General features: G+C 72.5%; 12 protein-coding genes. 2 read left to right on the top strand and 10 right to left on the bottom strand.

Features of this window, described 5'->3' with window-relative positions:
- Nucleotides 1-48 precede the first annotated feature (48 nt).
- From ACZ6C1_RS03030 to ACZ6C1_RS02995, 8 genes are all read right to left on the bottom strand, one after another.
- The gene (locus ACZ6C1_RS03030) at nt 49-1,350 is read right to left on the bottom strand and encodes a M50 family metallopeptidase (protein WP_469237042.1); all 1,302 of its coding nucleotides are present in this window, start codon (nt 1,348-1,350) and stop codon (nt 49-51) included.
- Nucleotides 1,347-2,597 (bottom strand): 1-deoxy-D-xylulose-5-phosphate reductoisomerase, encoded by a 1,251-nt coding sequence (dxr, locus tag ACZ6C1_RS03025; RefSeq protein ID WP_469237038.1) that lies wholly within the window; start codon nt 2,595-2,597, stop codon nt 1,347-1,349. Before dxr ends, ACZ6C1_RS03030 begins: the two co-directional genes overlap by 4 nt.
- Nucleotides 2,598-2,644: 47 nt before the next feature.
- Nucleotides 2,645-3,874, bottom strand: a complete 1,230-nt coding sequence (aroA, locus tag ACZ6C1_RS03020; RefSeq protein ID WP_469237037.1) for a 3-phosphoshikimate 1-carboxyvinyltransferase — start codon at nt 3,872-3,874, stop codon at nt 2,645-2,647.
- Between the two features lie 54 nt (nt 3,875-3,928).
- Nucleotides 3,929-5,866, bottom strand: a complete 1,938-nt coding sequence (locus ACZ6C1_RS03015; protein ID WP_469237035.1) for an acyl-CoA dehydrogenase family protein — start codon at nt 5,864-5,866, stop codon at nt 3,929-3,931.
- A 159-nt stretch (nt 5,867-6,025) separates the two neighbouring features.
- Nucleotides 6,026-7,468 (bottom strand): aldehyde dehydrogenase family protein, encoded by a 1,443-nt coding sequence (locus ACZ6C1_RS03010; RefSeq protein WP_469237033.1) that lies wholly within the window; start codon nt 7,466-7,468, stop codon nt 6,026-6,028.
- A 109-nt stretch (nt 7,469-7,577) separates the two neighbouring features.
- On the bottom strand, nt 7,578-8,537 hold the full coding sequence (locus ACZ6C1_RS03005; protein WP_469237031.1) for an EamA family transporter: 960 nt from the start codon (nt 8,535-8,537) through the stop codon (nt 7,578-7,580).
- Nucleotides 8,538-8,840: 303 nt separating this feature from the next.
- On the bottom strand, nt 8,841-10,403 hold the full coding sequence (locus ACZ6C1_RS03000; protein WP_469237030.1) for a PucR family transcriptional regulator: 1,563 nt from the start codon (nt 10,401-10,403) through the stop codon (nt 8,841-8,843).
- A gap of 97 nt (nt 10,404-10,500) precedes the next feature.
- Entirely contained in the window at nt 10,501-12,543 is a 2,043-nt protein-coding gene (locus tag ACZ6C1_RS02995; protein WP_469237028.1) for a type IV secretory system conjugative DNA transfer family protein, read from the bottom strand.
- A gap of 251 nt (nt 12,544-12,794) precedes the next feature.
- Between ACZ6C1_RS02995 and gabT the strand changes: the two genes are divergently transcribed.
- Entirely contained in the window at nt 12,795-14,129 is a 1,335-nt protein-coding gene (gene gabT, locus ACZ6C1_RS02990; protein ID WP_469237026.1) for a 4-aminobutyrate--2-oxoglutarate transaminase, read from the top strand.
- A gap of 96 nt (nt 14,130-14,225) precedes the next feature.
- The gene (locus ACZ6C1_RS02985) at nt 14,226-15,020 is read left to right on the top strand and encodes a phosphatase PAP2 family protein (RefSeq protein ID WP_469237025.1); all 795 of its coding nucleotides are present in this window, start codon (nt 14,226-14,228) and stop codon (nt 15,018-15,020) included.
- A gap of 130 nt (nt 15,021-15,150) precedes the next feature.
- Here the strand turns inward: ACZ6C1_RS02985 and ACZ6C1_RS02980 are convergent, their stop codons facing one another.
- Entirely contained in the window at nt 15,151-15,615 is a 465-nt protein-coding gene (locus ACZ6C1_RS02980; protein ID WP_469237024.1) for a hypothetical protein, read from the bottom strand.
- A 156-nt stretch (nt 15,616-15,771) separates the two neighbouring features.
- Entirely contained in the window at nt 15,772-17,190 is a 1,419-nt protein-coding gene (locus ACZ6C1_RS02975; RefSeq protein WP_469237022.1) for an NAD(P)/FAD-dependent oxidoreductase, read from the bottom strand.
- Between the last annotated feature and the right edge of the window lie 16 nt (nt 17,191-17,206).

Raw genomic sequence — 17,206 nt, 5'->3', positions numbered from 1 at the left:
CACCAAGGGGTGTCCGGCCGTCGTCGTTCACGCGTACGTACGCCGCGTCTACGAGATTTTCACCGGGTTGACGATGTCCGCGACCAGCACGAGCAGCGTGAAGCAGATGAAGATTCCCGCCACCACGTAGGCCACCGGCATCAGCTTGGCGACGTCGAAGGGGCCCGGGTCGGGCCGGCGGAAGACCTTCGCCAGGTTGCGGCGCACCGACTCCCAGAGCGCGCCGGCGATGTGTCCACCGTCGAGGGGCAGCAGGGGCAGCATGTTGAACAGGAAGAGGGAGAGGTTGAAGCCTGCCAGCAGGGTCAGGAACGTCGCGATGATGTTCTGCGTGGGGATGTCCAGGTTCATCACCTCGCCGCTGATCCGGGCGGCACCGACGACGCCCACCGGGGAGTCGGCCTTGCGCTCACCGTCGCTGAATGCCGCGTTCCAGAGGTCCGGGACCTTGGAGGGCAGGGCGACGATGGACTCGGCGCCGTTCTCGATCATGTCGCCCATACGGTCCACGGACTGGCCGAAGCTGAGCGGCATGATCTCGGTCTTGGCGGCGAAGCCCAGGTAGCCGGCGGGGACGAACTTGCCCTCGACGACTTCGCCGTCCTCGTCCTTCTGGACGACTTCGTTCTTGATCAGGGTCGGGTGGAGGGTCACCTCTTGCCCGTCGCGGACGACGGTGAGGTCGGCGGGGCCGATCGTGTCGCGGATGCGCTCGGAGAGCGTCGCCCAGTCGTCGACGGGCCTGCCGTCGAAGGCCACGATCTTGTCACCGGTCCTGAGTCCGGCGGCGTGTGCCGGGGACACCGGGTCGCCCTTGGCACAGGTGTCGCGCTTCTCGCTCTGCTCGATGACGCACTTCTGTACGCCGGCGACCTCGGTCGTCTGGGTCGCGTACCCGAACGTCATGGAGACGCCGAGGAAGATCGCGACGGCCAGGACCAGGTTCATGAACGGTCCGGCGAACATCACGATCACGCGCTTCCACGGCTTGCGCGTGTAGAACAGCCGTGTCTCGTCGCCCGGCTGGAGTTCCTCGTACGCCGCCGACCGGGCGTCCTCGATCATGCCGCGGAACGGCGAGGTGGAGCGGGCCTCTATGCGGCCGTCGTCGCCGGGCGGGAACATGCCGATCATGCGGATGTAGCCACCGGCCGGGATGGCCTTGAGGCCGTACTCCGTCTCGCCCTTCTTCCGCGACCAGATGGTGGGGCCGAAGCCCACCATGTACTGCGGCACGCGGATGCCGAAGAGCTTGGCCGTGGAGAGGTGCCCCAGTTCGTGCCAGGCGATGGAGAAGAGCAGGCCGACCGCGAAGAGCGCGATGCCGAGGACCGTCAACAGAATCGTCATGCGCGAGCCTCCGCGGTCGCCTTCGCCGTCAGTTCACGAGCCCGGGCGCGGGCCCAGGTCTCCGCTTCCAGGACGTCCGGCATGGTGAGGGAGGTTCCCTCGGCGGGCGTGCCGTGCTCGGCGACGACCGCCGTTACCGTGTCCATGATGCCGTTGAAGGGCAGGCGCCCGGCGAGGAACGCCTCGACGCACTCCTCGTTCGCGGCGTTGAACACGGCCGGGGCCGTGCCGCCCAGTTCGCCGACGTGCCGGGCGAGGCCGACGGCCGGGAAGGCCTCGGTGTCGAGCGGGAAGAACTCCCAGGTGGACGCCTTGGTCCAGTCGAAGGCCGGGGCCGCGTCCGGGACGCGCTCGGGCCAGCCGATGCCGATGGCGATCGGCCCGCGCATGTCGGGCGGGGTGGCCTGGGCGAGGGTGGACCCGTCGGTGAATTCAACCATCGAGTGAACATACGACTGCGGGTGGACGACCACCTCAATGCGGTCGAAGGGAATGTCGTAGAGCAGGTGCGCCTCGATGACTTCCAGGCCCTTGTTGACGAGCGTCGCGCTGTTGACCGTGATCACCGGTCCCATGGCCCAGGTGGGGTGCGCGAGGGCGTCCTCGCGGGTGACGTGGGCCAGCTCTTCCCTCGTACGGCCGCGGAACGGGCCGCCGGAAGCGGTGACGACCAGCTTGCGGACGTCGGCGCGCGTGCCGGCGGCCAGGGCCTGGAAGAGCGCGGCGTGCTCGGAGTCCACGGGGATGATCTGGCCCGGCTTGGCGAGGGCCTTCACCAGCGGGCCGCCGACGATCAGCGACTCCTTGTTGGCGAGGGCGAGGGTGCGGCCCGCTTCGAGGGCGGCGAGGGTCGGTGCGAGGCCGATGGAGCCGGTGATGCCGTTGAGCACGGTGTGGCAGTCGGAGGCCGCCAGCTCGGTGGCGGCGTCCGGTCCCGCGAGGATCTCCGGCAGCGGCTCGGAGCCGTAGCTCTCCTTCAGCGCCTCCCGCAGCGCGGGAACCGCCTCCTCGCGCGCCACCGCCACCGTACGCACCCGCAGCCGGCGCGCCTGCTCGGCCAGGAGCCCGGCCCGGCCGCCGGCGGCGGACAGGGCGGTGACGCGGAAGCGGTCGGGGTTGCGCAGCACCAGGTCGATGGCCTGGGTGCCGATGGACCCGGTGGAGCCGAGGACGACGATGTCCCGGCGGCCTTCGGCCGGATCGAAGGCGATGTGCGGGTCTGCGAGAGGGGCTGGGCTGTCGCTCATGCCCCCCATTCTTGCCGCATCCGGGCCGTGCCCCGACCCGGCATCCCCTAAGCCGGGGATGTGAACCTTCCCCAATGGGCGTGGAAGTCCGGGAAGGTCTTGCGTACGCAGCCGGGGTCGTCGAAGGAGATGCCAGGGGTGAGCAGTCCGGTGACGGCGAACGACATCACGATGCGGTGGTCACCGTGGGTGGTGATCTCGGCGGGAGCCGGGGTGCCCGGGTGGATCTCGATCCAGTCGGGGCCCGTGGTGGCGGTGACGCCGAGGCGGCGGAGGTTGTCGGCGCACGCCTGGAGGCGGTCGCACTCCTTGACCCGGGTGTTGGCGACGTCCTCGATGCGGACCGGGCCGTCCGCGTACGGGGCGAGGGCGGCGAGGGTGGGCATGGTGTCGGAGATGTCCCGCATGTTGACGGTGAGGCCCTGGAGGCGGCCGGTGCCGCGCACGGTGGTGCCGTGGGCGGTGATCGTGACGTCGGCGCCCATACGGCGAAGGACGTCGACGAAGGCGAGGTCGCCCTGGAGGGCGCCGGTGCCCAGGCCCTCGACGGTGACCTCGCGGCCGGTGAGCGCGGCGGCGGCGAAGAAGTAGCTGGAGGTGGAGGCGTCGGGCTCGATCGCGTAGGTGGTGGCGCGGTAGCCGGTGGGCGGGACGGTGAAGACGTCGCCGTCTCGGGTGGGCGCGGCGCCGAAGGCGCGCATCATCGCGAGGGTGATCTCGACGTACGGCTCCGAGACCAGGTCCGTGACGGTGATGGTGAGGCCCTCGGCGGTGAGCGGGCCGAGCATCAGCAGGGCGGTGAGGTACTGGGACGACTGGCCGGCGTCCAGGGTGAGCGTGCCGCCCTTGATGCCGGAGGCGGCGATCCGCAGCGGGTGGTGGCCCTCGGCCTCTTCGTGGCGCAAGTCGACGCCCAGGGTGCGGAGGGCTTCGGTGAGGGGGCCGAGGGGGCGGCGGCGCATCTGCGCGGAGGCGTCGAACCGGAAGTCGCCGTGTCCGGCGGCGGCGAGCGCGGGCAGGAACCGGGCGGTGGTGGCGCCGTCACGGCAGTAGACGTCGGCAGTGGGGGCGGCGGGCCCGGCGGGGCGGCCCTGGACGCGCCACACGCCGGGTGCCCGCTCGACCTCGTACCCGAGGGCGATGAGCCCTTCGGCGAACCCTTCGGTGTCGTCGGAGACGAGCGGGCGCAGGAGGGTGGTGGTGCCGTCGGCCGCGGCGGCGAGGAAGAGGGCGCGGGCCGTGACGGACTTGGAGCCGGGGATGTCGATGACGGTCACGGCGCCCATCCTGCCGTTCGTGGCGGGACGGGCGCCGGGTGTCTCAGGTGCTGGTCAGCGGATGGGACGGTGGACGTTCTCGCGGGTGGAGGGGCCGGGGGTGGCGTCGGCGATCCAGGGGCCGTCGCCGCTGGGGTCGAGGACGCCCTCCTCGAGCCAGGTGTAAGTGCCGGACAGGACGCCCTTGACCACCTTGCGGTCGAGGTCGTCGGTGTTGTTCCAGAGGCGGCCGAACAGCTCCTCCACGCGGATGCGGGACTGGCGGCAGAAGGCGTCGGCGAGCTGGTACGCCTCGCGGCCGTGGTCGCCGGTGGAGCGCAGCAGCTCGGCCCGTACGCAGGCGGCGCTCATGGCGAACAGTTCGGCGCCGATGTCGACGATCCGCCCGAGGAAGCCCTGCTTGGTCTCCATACGGCCCTGCCAGCGGGACATGGCGTAGAAGGTGGAGCGGGCCAGCTTGCGGGAGGTGCGCTCGACGTAGCGGAGGTGGGTGGACAGGTCGAGGTGGCCGGCGGGGTGGAAGTCCCCGTACGCGCGGGGCAGCTGGCCGGGTCCGGCGACGAGTTTGGGCAGCCAGCGGGCGTAGAAGACCCCGGCCTGGGCGCCCGCCTTCGCCTTGTCGCCGAACGTCTTGTCGGGGTCGATGATGTCGCCGGCGACCGCGAGGTGGGCGTCGACGGCCTCGCGGGCGATCAGCAGGTGCATGATCTCGGTGGAGCCCTCGAAGATGCGGTTGATCCGCAGGTCGCGCAGGAGTTGCTCGGCGGGTACGCCCCGTTCGCCGCGGGCGGCGAGGGACTCGGCGGTCTCGTAGCCCCGGCCGCCGCGGATCTGGACCAGTTCGTCGGCGATGAGCCAGGCCATCTCGGAGCCGTACAGCTTGGCGAGGGCCGCTTCGATGCGGATGTCGTTACGGTCCTCGTCGGCCATCTGGCTGGAGAGGTCGACGACGGCTTCGAGGGCGAAGGTGGTGGCGGCGATAAAGGAGATCTTCGCGCCGACGGCCTCGTGGTGGGCGACCGGCTTGCCCCACTGTTCGCGTACGGAGGTCCACTCACGGGCGATCTTCAGACACCATTTGCCGGCGCCCACGCACATGGCGGGCAGGGACAGGCGTCCGGTGTTGAGGGTGGTGAGCGCGATCTTCAGGCCGGCGCCCTCGGGGCCGATGCGGTTGGCGGCCGGGACGCGGACCTGGTGGAAGCGGGTGACGCCGTTCTCCAGGCCGCGCAGCCCCATGAAGGCGTTGCGGTTCTCGACGGTGACGCCGTCCGAGCCGGCCTCGACGATGAAGGCCGTGATGCCGCCCTTGTGTCCCTCGAACTTCGGTACGCGGGCCATGACGACCATCAGGTCGGCGACCACGCCGTTGGTGGTCCACAGTTTGACCCCGTCGATGACGTAGTCGTCGCCGTCCGGGACGGCGGTGGTGGCCAGGCGGGCGGGGTCGGAGCCGACGTCGGGCTCGGTGAGGAGGAACGCGGAGATGTCGGTACGGGCCAGGCGCGGGAGGTAGGTCTCCTTCTGCTCGGGCGTGCCGAACTGTTTGAGCGGCTGCGGTAGGCCGATCGACTGGTGGGCGGAGAGCAGGGCGCCGACGGCGGGGCTCACGGAGCCGACCAGGGCGAGGGCCTTGTTGTAGTACACCTGGGTGAGGCCGAGGCCGCCGTACTTCGTGTCGATCTTCATCCCGAGGGCGCCGATCTCCTTGAGGCCGTCGATCACGGCGTCGGGGATGCGGGCCTCCCGCTCGATCAGGGCGCCGTCGATCTTCGTCTCGCAGAAGTCGCGCAGTTTGGCGAGGAACTCCTCGCCCCTCTGGGCCTGTTCGGTGGCGGGCATGGGGTGCGGGTGGATCAGGTCGAGCCGGAAGCGGCCCAGGAACAGCTCCTTGGCGAAACTGGGCTTGCGCCAGTCCTGTTCGCGGGCGGCCTCGGCGACCTGGCGGGCTTCGCGCTCGGAGACTTTGGGCTTGTGGTGGGGGCCGGACATGTGGGCTCACCTCGCCGCGTTGGGGGGCGGCCGGCCGGTGGTCCTACCGACCGGTGCTACCCGACCGTATTACCCGATTACGTCGCGTACGAAAAGGCGGCCGGAGCCCCCGCACAGTGGGCTCCGGCCGCCGGTCTGGGCCGTACGAGTGACGCGCTGTTACAGGGCCAGGCCCGTGAGGACCAGCACGCGCTCGTAGGTGTAGTCGTCCATCGCGTACCGCACGCCCTCGCGGCCCACGCCGGACTGCTTGGCGCCGCCGTACGGCATCTGGTCGGCGCGGTAGGACGGGACGTCGCCGATGATCACGCCGCCGACCTCGAGGGCGCGGTGGGCGCGGAAGGCGGTCTGGAGGTCGTGGGTGAACACGCCCGCCTGGAGGCCGAACTTCGAGTCGTTGACCTTGGCGAACGCCTCGGCCTCGCCGTCGACCTTGTGGAGGGTGAGGACCGGGCCGAAGACCTCCTCGCAGGCGAGGGTGACATCGGCGGGGAGGTTCTCCAGCACGGTCGGGGCGTAGGTCGCGCCGTCGCGCTTGCCGCCGGTGAGCAGCTTGGCGCCGGCCGCCACGGCCTCGTCGACCCAGGCCTCGACGCGCTTGGCGGCGTCCTCGCTGACCAGCGGGCCGACGTCGGTGGTGTCGTCGGACGGGTCACCGGTGCCCTGCGCCTCGACGGCGGCGGTGACCTTGGCGACCAGGCGGTCGTAGACGGAGGCGTCGGCGATCACGCGCTGCACGGAGATGCAGGACTGGCCGCCCTGGTAGTTGGAGAAGGTGGCGATACGGGTCGCCGCCCAGTCCAGGTCCTCCTCGGAGGACCAGTCGCCGAGGACGACGGCGGCGGCGTTGCCGCCGAGCTCCAGGGTGCAGTGCTTGTGCGGCACGGACTCCTGGATGGCGTAGCCGACCTTGTCGGAACCGGTGAAGGAGATCACCGGCAGGCGCTCGTCCTTGACCAGGGCGGGCATGCGGTCGTTGGTGACCGGGAGGATCGACCAGGAACCGGCCGGCAGGTCGGTCTCGGCGAGCAGCTCGCCCAGGATCAGGCCGGACAGCGGGGTGGCCGGGGCGGGCTTGAGGATGATGGGGGCGCCGACGGCGATGGCCGGGGCGACCTTGTGGGCGCACAGGTTGAGCGGGAAGTTGAACGGCGCGATGCCGAGGACGACGCCCTTGGGGAAGCGGCGGGTCAGGCCGAGGCGGCCGGTGCCGCCGGCGTCGGTGTCGAGGCGCTGGGCGTCGCCGCCGTTGAAACGGCGGGCCTCCTCGGCGGCGAGGCGGAAGACGGAGACGGCACGGCCGACCTCGCCGCGGGCCCACTTGATGGGCTTGCCGTTCTCGGCGGAGATCAGCTGGGCGATCTCCTCGGTGCGCTCGACGAGCCGCTTCGACACGTGGTCGAGGGCGGCGGCACGCACGTGGGCCGGCGTGGCGGCGAACTCGTCGATCACCGCGTGGGCGGCGGCCACGGCCTCTTCGACCTGGGCCTCGGTGGGCACGCTCACCTGGCCGACGGTGCGGCCGTCCCAGGGGGAGGTGACGTCGAAGGTGGTCTCGCCGGTGGCCTGGCGGCCGGCGAGCCAGAAGGCGGTGGCAGTCATGAGTGAATCCGGCCCTTTCGAAGCTGTGCGGGGTGGGGGGTTCCTCTGCTCACACGGTAGGGCCGGTCCGGCGCGTGGTCGCTTGTCCGGGATGGAGTAGTACCCGGTCTCAGTTTCGCCGTTCCGTACTGACGATGAGCCACACCCCGGCCACGACGACCGCACCGCCGAGGGCGATCGGCCAGCTCAGGGCCTCGTCGAGGATCAGTGCGCCGAGGACGACGGCGACGACGGGGTTGACGTAGGCGTACGTGGCGACGAGGGAGAGCGGCGCGGTCTGCAGGAGCCAGGCGTACGCGGTGAAGGCCAGCAGCGAGCCGAAGAGGACGAGGTAGGCGAGGGCGACCCAGGAGCGGGTTGAGACGGCGGCGACGTCCAGGCCGCGCTGCTCGCCGCGGATCAGCCCCAGGAGCAGGCAGCCGAGACCACCGGCGATCATCTCGTACACGCTCGCCGTGAAGGGGTTGGCGGGCATCGGTATGCGCGAGGCGGAGAACGACCCGGTCGACCACAGCAGGGACGCCACGATCACGGTGAGGACGCCGCCGATCCGCACGTCGCCGCTGAGGCCGGGGAGGGTGAGGACGGCGAGCCCGGCGAGGCCCAGCAGGACGCCCGCGTAGGCGCCGGGACCGGGCCGGTCGCCGAAGGCGGTGCGCAGGAGCACGACCCAGGCGGGGACGATCGCGACGAGGAGGGCGGCGAGGCCGGAAGGGACGGAGGTCTCGGCGAGGACGACGAGCCCGTTGCCGCCGAGGAGCAGCAGGAGCCCGACGACGACGGCGGACGCGAGCTGCGGGCGGCTGACCTTGAGGACGCCGATCCCCTTTCGCCAGGCGAGGAGGGCGGCGAGGAGGACGCCTGCGACGACGAACCTGACGCCGGCGGAGAGGAAGGGCGGCATGGTTTCGACGACGACGCGGATGCCGAGGTAGGTGGAGCCCCACACCACGTAGACGATCCCCAGCGCGGCCCATACCGCGCCGGTGATACGGCGGGCGGGTCGTGGTCCGGGGCGGTCGGCGAGGGCGGAGGTGGCGGGGGCGGAGTCTCCGGCGCGGCTTGTCATGCACCGGAGACTATGGATCCGCGGGGCGAAACATCAACAATTTTGCCCGGAAGCGGGCAGGGGTGGGTGCTTGTCGGCGATTTCGCGAGGGCGTGGCTCTGGGGGCCCGGCCGCGCGCTGGGCGGTGGGGCGCCTGGGGGGTGGGCGCTCGGGGCCGGGGCGGGTGGTTCGGGCGGGTGGCGCCCGGGGGGCGGGCAGTCCGGGGACCGGGTGGCTCCCCCGGCGGGAAGCGGGTGCCGTGGCGTCTGGGCCGGCCCCCCGCGGGGGTGCCGTCCGGCGGGGGCCGGCGGCACACCGGTCGGGTCAGGGCGTCGGGGCGTCGCCGGTGGCCTTCAGGGCGAGCCAGAGCTCCATCCGGACGTCCGGGTCGTCCAGTGAGCGGCCCAGGATCTCCTCGACGCGGCGCATCCGGTACCGCAGGGTGTGACGGTGGACGCCCAGGTCCGCCGCCGCGGCGTCCCACTGGCCGTGGCGGGAGAGCCAGGCGCGCAGGGAGGCGACCAGGTCGCCGCGGCCGGTCGCGTCGTGCTCGTACAGGGCGCGGAGCATGCCGTCGGCGAAGGCGCGTACGGCATCGTCCGCGAGCAGGGGCAGGACCGAGCCGGCCGCCAGGTCCTCGTGCTCCACGAGCGCCCGGCCGCGCCGGCTGGCCACCGACAGGGCCTGCTCCGCCTGCTTGTACGCGGCGGCTGCCGCGATGGGGCCCGTCGGGGCGGACAGGCCGATGACGACCCCTGCCTCCTCGGCCTCCTTCTCGGCGTACCCCTCGCATGCGGCCGCCACCGAGCCGCCGTCCCCGGCCAGCACCACCAGCCGCTCGTCGCCCTCCGGCACCGTCAGCACGGCCTCGCCGGTACGCGCGGCCGCCGCCTCCAGGGACTCGGCGAGCGCGGGCAGCGGCGCCTCCGCGGCCGGGTCCCGCTCCGCCGTGGCCGGCTCCGCGATCAGCAGCCGGAACGGGGCGTCGAGCAGCCCGCCGTACAGGTCACCCGCCACCGCCCTGGCGTGGTCCGGCTGCCCGGCCAGCATCATCCGCAGGACGGCCGCGCCGAGCCGCTGCTCGGCCGCCTGGAGCGAGCGCGACCGCTCGGTGGTGAGCGTCAGCAGGGCGATGGCCGAATGGACGGCGTAACGTTCCGCCGTCCCGAGCGGCGCGCCCGTGCCGACCGCCAGAGCACCGCGCACCCGGCGCCCGCTGCCCAGGGACTGGAGCTCCACCCGGTCGTCGGTGCCGCCGACCACCGCGCTGGCGGGCGCCGACCGCTCCCGGAGCCGCTGTACATCGGGGGTGAGCCGGGCGGCCCGGCGCGCCGCCCACTCCGGAGCGGCGGCCAGCACGGCGCCGGACGCGTCATAGAGGGCCGCCCAGCCGTCGACGTGGGCGGCCAGCCGTGCCACGACCGCCGCCGGACCCTCGGCGAGGGCCGCCCGGGTCATCTCCCGCTGGGCTTCGAACCCGGCCGTCACCGCCCGGTACTGGTCCGCCGCGACCGCCGCCGACACGGCCTTGGAAATCGCGAGGAACGGGGTGCGGCGGGGCACCTCCAGCAGCGGCAGGCCCTCGTCGCGCGCGGCGTCCACGAGCGCCTGTGGAGTCTCGTCGTAATTGACGCCGACGGCGAAGCCGAGCCCGACGACACCGGCGTCGGACAGCCGCTTGACGTAGCGGCGCATGGCCTCGGGGTTCTCGGCGTCCAGCTTCATGGCGGTGACCATGAGCAGCTCGCCGCCCTCCATGTACGGGACGGGGTCGGCGAGCTCGCTGACGTGCGCCCAGCGGACGGGCGTGTCGAGCCGGTCCTCCCCGGCGCGGACGGTGAGCTTCAGCGCCGAGTGCTGGACGAGCGAGGCGAGCGTGAGCGGCATGGCGATGACCGTCGGACTTTCGGGAGGGGAGCGCGGAGGGTTTTTCGCCGTCCCGTATGAACGACTCCCGTCAATTCTGCCAGGTTGTCATGTCACATCAGGTGCGCAGGTCGACGAGGAGCGGAGGCACGTGTTCCCCCCGGACGCCCGTCAGGGACAGTACGGCATGCCCGGGAGGCACAGCGTGGGCGAGGTCGGAGGCGGACCAGCGCTGCCGCTCGACCTCCCGTACGGTGACCGCCTCGGCGGTCGCCGCCTTGCCCGTGACCAGGCGGCGGAGGAAGTGCAGGGCCTTGGTCAGCGGCTCGTCGGAGATGATCTGCCGGTTGGTCACGTCCCGCGTCTGCACCCACTCGGTGCCCCAGGTCTCGGCGAACCGCCCGCCGTCCCAGGACGCGATCCCGGCGAACGCCATCCTGCACCCGACCGCGCCCAGCAGCGGTCCGCGCAGCGCCTCCGGCACGTCCTCCAGGGTGCGCAGCGCCAGGACGACTCCGGCGTGGGCCGAGCGCAGCCGCTGGATGGCGCGCACGGAGTCGGCGGTGACCGTGTACGTGGCGTCGTCGAGGACCAGACAGGCGAACAGCGACCGGTCCGCCCGGCCCAGCGCCGCCTCGGTGAACTGGGCCAGCAGCAGCCGGGCCACGATCCGGGACGCCTCCGCGTGCCCGCGCTCCGGCAGGTCGACGCGGACGCGCAGCGGGTGCTCGATGGCGTTCAGCGAGAAGCGGTGCCCTTCGGCGTCGGTGCGGAAGAACCGGGCGAACGCGGGCCGGTCGAGGAACGCGATCCGCTCCGCCAGCAGCACCCCGACGTCGTCGCCGCGGTCGGCCTGCCGCTGCCGCGCGTCCAGCTCCCGTAGCTGCGCCGGGTCGTCGGACACGGCGGCGCGCAACCGGGCCAGCGCCTCGGGCGCCCCGCCGAGCAGCTCGCGCAGCTCGGGTACGGCGGGGAAGTGGCCGTGCGCGGCACGGTAGGGGCCGATGAGCTGGGCGAGCGCCGTGGCGGCGCGGCGGCTGTCGGGGACGAGGTCGCCGACGAGGGCCTCGGCGAGCATCCGGGCGGCCTCGTCGGGGTCGTCGGCGCCGCCGTACAGGTCGAGGTCGTGGCGGGAGTCGGGGCGGCCCACGGAGATGATCACGTCGAACGCCTCGTCAGGGGCGAGGGCGGTGCCGTGGGCCGTCACGGCGACGACGGCGGCCCGGTTGGCCAGGGCCTGGAGGCACAGGGACTCCACGACGGGACGGACCAGCCGGACCGTCTTCCCGGACCCGGCGGGGCCGACGGCGAGCAGGGAGGTGCCGAGCACGGCGGGCTCCAGGGCGACCCCGGTGGTCCGCCGGGCGTACGGGTTGCGGGGGTGGTCGGCGGCGGTGCCGATCCGGACCTGGGAGGTGGCGAGGTCGTGCGCGGCGGTGCGGACGGGCAGGTCGCGCACTCCCGAGGGGTGCGCGCAGGCGGCGGGCCCATGGGCGCGGACGGCGTCGGTGAACGCGGCGAGCCGGCTCGGATGGGTCCGTACGCCCTGCCAGGCGCGCCGGATGCGGGCGTAGTCCACATCGCGGAGCGCCCCGGACCGGGTGGCCTCGGCGAGCCGCTGCGCGGCCTCGGTCAGCCCGGCGTCCCGTAGCTCGGGCCAGTCGACGGGGTCGGCGTCGGGGGGCGGCGGCGGGGGCGGGGTGTCCTTCTTCTTGGCGTACCGGCGCCAGATCTCGGGGATGTGGCCGATCCGGGCGAAGAAGACGAGGAGGCCGCCGCCGACGATCGCGTAGTACACATAGCTGGCCGTGGCCCAGGTGTCCGGCTGCGTGCGCCACTCGTCAGGGGTGAACGCCAGGAGCGGCCAGAGCCAGTAGTAGCCGAGGTACCCGTTCCACAGCAGGGACCACAGGAGCCAGCCGCTGAGCAGGGCGATCACCGCGCCGGCGAACAGCCGTCGCGCGGGCACCGTCTCCGGTTCCTCCTCCGGGCGTGGCCGGTGCCCGAACCGCCACACCCCGGGCTCGGCCGCCGGCCGGGGCGTACGCAGCCACTGCGCGGTGCCGCCGCCCGCGGGCGGCGGAGCGTGCCGGGGCGGGGGCGGCACCGGCGGCTTCCCGACATGGCTGCGCCGTGCCTCGTACGTACCGTCGGTGTCCATGAACCCCTGCCCCCTGACCAGCCAGGTCCCGCGCGTCTGTGCCTCCGTCAATCTAGCCGTCCGGGCGGGGCGGTTCACCGACCTGTGGACAAGTCCGGAGCAGCGGGGTGCCGGACGGCTGCTATGTCCGTCCCGGACAAGGACACACCCCCGACCACTCCCTAACGGAGCATGCCTACCCCGCTCCCCCACGCCTAGCCTGCGGAAGAAAGAGAAGTAGCGTCCGAAAGACCCCACCCCAGGAGCCCCGCATGACCGAAATCCCGCAGGAGCGCCGCGTCGTCACCGCCATTCCCGGCCCGAAGTCGCAGGAGCTTCAGGCCCGTCGTCTGTCCGCGGTCGCGGGTGGCGTGGGCTCCGTGCTGCCGGTCTTCACGACCCGCGCCGGTGGCGGCATCATCGAGGACGTCGACGGCAACCGCCTGATCGACTTCGGTTCCGGTATCGCCGTGACGTCCGTGGGTGCCTCCGCCGAGGCCGTGGTGCGCCGGGCGAGTGCCCAGCTTGAGCAGTTCACGCACACCTGTTTCATGGTCACGCCGTACGAGGGCTACGTCGAGGTCTGCGAGGCGCTGGCCGAGCTGACGCCGGGCGACCACGCCAAGAAGTCCGCGCTGTTCAACAGCGGTGCCGAGGCCGTCGAGAACGCGGTCAAGATCGCCCGTTCGTACACCAAGCGCCAGGCCGTCGTCGTCTTCGACCACGGCTACCACGGCCGTACGAACCTCACCATGGCGCTGACCGCCAAGAACATGCCGTACAAGCACGGCTTCGGTCCGTTCGCGCCCGAGGTCTACCGTGTGCCGGTGGCGTACGGCTACCGCTGGCCGACCGGGCCCGAGAACTGCGGCCCGGAGGCCGCCGCGCAGGCGATCGACCAGATCACCAAGCAGATCGGCGCCGAGAACGTCGCCGCGATCATCATCGAGCCGGTGCTCGGTGAGGGCGGCTTCATCGAGCCCGCCAAGGGCTTCCTCCCCGCGATCGTGAAGTTCGCCAACGACAACGGCATCGTCTTCGTCGCCGACGAGATCCAGTCCGGCTTCTGCCGCACCGGCCAGTGGTTCGCGTGCGAGGACGAGGGTGTCGTCCCGGACCTGATCACCACCGCCAAGGGCATCGCGGGCGGTCTGCCGCTCGCCGCCGTCACCGGCCGCGCCGAGATCATGGACGCCGTGCACGGTGGTGGCCTGGGCGGCACCTACGGCGGCAACCCGGTGGCCTGCGCCGGTGCGCTCGGCGCCATCGAGACGATGAAGGAGCTCGACCTCAACGGCAAGGCCAAGCGCATCGAGGAGGTCATGAAGGGCCGCCTCGCCGCCATGCAGGAGAAGTACGAGATCATCGGCGACATCCGTGGCCGCGGCGCCATGATCGCGATCGAGCTGGTGAAGGACCCGGCGACCAAGGAGCCGAACCCGGAGGCCGCCGGCGCGCTCGCCAAGGCCTGCCACGCCGAGGGCGTACTGGTCCTGACCTGTGGCACCTACGGCAACGTGCTGCGTTTCCTGCCGCCGCTGGTCATGAGCGAGGAACTGCTGAACGAGGGCCTCGACATCATCGAAAGCGCGTTCGCGGGCGTGTGACGCACAGCGACCGGTTGTGAAGAAGCCGTGGGGGGCCGATGGCGGGATGGGGATCCGGCTGCCGGCCCCCCTTTCTCTGCCGTACGGTTTCTGCAGATGAGAGAAACACCCCGTCCGCAGGGGACTGCGGACGGCTCCGGGACGGAGCCTCCCCAGCCTCGTCCTGGTCGTGCCCTCGCGCACACCACCGGAGCCTCTGGCTCCGGATCTCCTCACCGATCGGACAGTCGCCCGCCCCACACCCCCCGGGGCGCGCGGCGCACCGGTCCAGGCGGCCGCCCCGGAACCACCCCCCCTGTTCCGGGGCGGCCGGCTCTTCTCTCCCTCCTCGCCACCGCCCTCTTCGCGGTCATCACCTGGCAGGTCGCCGTCCACGGCCCCCTCGCCCGCCTGGACGAGCGCGCGAGCCGTGCCCTGACGCACCGGGGCCCCCAACCGCTGACCGAGCTCCTCGCCGACCTCGGCAACATGCAGGTCGCCCTCCCCGTCCTGGCCGCCGCCATGGCCTACGCGGTGTGGCGAGGCCGGCGCGCCGAGGCGCTGTACGCGGGGCTCGCCATGGCACTCGTCCCGGCCCTGGTCGTACCACTGAAGCTCCTCGTGGACCGGGCCGGCCCGCTCACACCCGAGACCGGCTACTACCCGTCCGGGCACACGGCGACCGCCCTCGTGGCGTACTGCTGCGCGGCCGTCCTGGTCCATCGGCGCCTGCTGCCCATCGCCCTCCTGCTGACGGTGGCCACGGGCGCGGGGCTGGTACTGCGCGGCTACCACTGGCCGCTGGACGTGCTCGCTTCCGCGTGCCTGTTCGGGCCCCTCCTGTGGCTGCCCGCCCTGTGGCTGTCCGGGCGTGAGCGGCCGCGGCCGCGGGCGGAATCGCCGTCGCGGTAGCGGCACCCCGTCGCACCCCCGGTGGCCCCCGGTGGCACTCCGTCGCACCCCCGGCGGCACCCCGTCGCCGCTCCGGCGGCGCCCCGCCAGGCCTCCGGCGGCGTCCCGTCAGGTCTTCGGCGGCGCCCGGTCAGGCCTCCGGCCGCTGCCGCCGCGCCAGGAACGCCACCGCCTCGTGCATCGCCAGCTCCAGCAGCGCCGGGTCGTTCAGCGTGCCGCTGCCGTCCGGCACCACCAGCCAGCGTGCCGCGCCCGTCGCCCGGCCCGGGTACGGCACGACGATCCAGGTGCCGCGGCCGGCGGCCCTCACACCGGTGCCGACCCAGCGCGCGGCGGTGCCCACGGGGACGAAGAAGCCCAGGCGCGCGTCGCACACGTCGGCGAGCACCGGGCCGGGGCGGTCGACGAGCCGCCACAGGACGTCGAGCGTGGCGTGGCCGAGCCCGGCCGGGGTGATCAGCACGTCCCAGCGCCGGCCGGCGGGCAGGAGCGCGACCCCGAGGGGGTTGCGCTCCCACTCCCACCGACAGGCGTCCGGATCCGGCGCCACCCCGGCCAGCCACTCCACCGCGGCCTTGGCCCCCGAACCAGTCATCGCCCGCTGCCTCCCGTCCGTGTCTGTCACTGCCCCGGCGGGCAGTGCGTTCACACGGGGAGAGAGGGGTCCGTATAGATCATTACGCGGCTTCGGCGCCGACCTGGTGGTGAACCGGCTCACCGGGGGCGCACGCCCGGCGCAACCGGATGACGATCAGCTGTCGAAGCCGAGACCGAGCCGGTCCAGCGTCTTCAGCCACACGTTCCGCCGGCCGCCGTTGGCGTCGGCGCGGGCCAGCGACCACTTGGTCAGCCCGATGCCGGCCCAGGCGATCGGCTCAGGCGGGAACGGCAGCGGCTTGGTGCGCACCATCTCCAGTTCCGTCCGCTCGGTCCGCTCGCCCGACAGCAGGTCGAGCATCACGTCCGCCCCGAACCGCGTCGCGCCCACACCGAGCCCCGTGAAGCCCGCCGCGTACGCCACCCGTCCGCCGTGTGCCGTGCCGAAGAACGCGGAGAAGCGGGAGCAGGTGTCGATGGCGCCGCCCCAGGCATGGCTGAACCGCACGCCCTCCAACTGCGGGAAGCAGCGGAAGAAGTGCTCCGCGAGCTTCAGGTAGGTCTCGGGGCGGTGGTCGTGCTCGGCGCTGACCCGCCCGCCGAACGGGTAGACGGCGTCGTAACCGCCCCAGAGGATGCGGTTGTCGGCGGAGAGCCGGAAGTAGTGGAACTGGTTGGCACTGTCGCCGAGGCCCTGGCGGTTCTTCCAGCCGATGGACGCAAGCTGCTCGTCCGTGAGGGGCTCGGTCATCAGCGCGTAGTCGTAGACCGGCACCGTGTACGCGCGCACACGCTTGACCAGCGACGGGAAGACGTTGGTTCCGAGCGCGACCTGACGGGCGAAAACCCTGCCATAGGGAGTGCGTACGGCCATTCCGGCGCCCGCGCGGGCGAGCTCGAGGCCACGGGTGTTCTCGTGGACGCGTACGCCGCGGTCGGTACAGGCCCGCTTGAGGCCCCAGGCCAGCTTGGCCGGGTTCAGCATCGCGACACCGCGCCGGTCCCACAGGCCGCCCAGGAAGGTGGGCGAGTCGACCTGGGCGCGTACGGCGTCCCGGTCGAGGAGCTCCAGGTCGTCCGCGAGGCCGAGGCGGTCGGCCGCCTCGTACATCGCGGTCAGCTCCGCCATCTGGTGGGGCTCGGTGGCGACGTCGATCTCGCCGGTGCGTTCGAAGTCGCAGTCGATGCCGTACGTGGACACGGCCGCCTCGATGGCGTCGAGGTTCCGGATGCCCAGCTCTTCGAGGGTGGCCAGTTCACCGGGCCAGCGGGCGAGGCCGTTGCCGAAGCCGTGGGTGAGGGAGGCGGCGCAGAAGCCGCCGTTGCGGCCGGAGGCGGCCCAGCCCGCCTCCCGGCCCTCGATGAGGACGACGTCCCGCGCGGGGTCCCGCTCCTTGGCCAGGAGCGCGGTCCACAGGCCGCTGTAACCGCCGCCGACGACGAGCAGATCGCAGTGCTCGGTGCCGGTGAGCGCGGGCAGCGCGGCGGGCTTGCCGGGGTCTTCCAGCCAGAAGGGGACGGGCTGGGCGTCCGAGAGTGATTGTGCAGCAGTACGCATGGCAGCTGGGGCCATGGTTTCCAACTCCCTC

This window comes from Streptomyces sp. NPDC041796, from assembly GCF_055590785.1.
The sequence above is the reverse complement of the archived record's forward strand: the minus strand, read 5'-3'. Positions and strand labels throughout refer to the sequence as shown.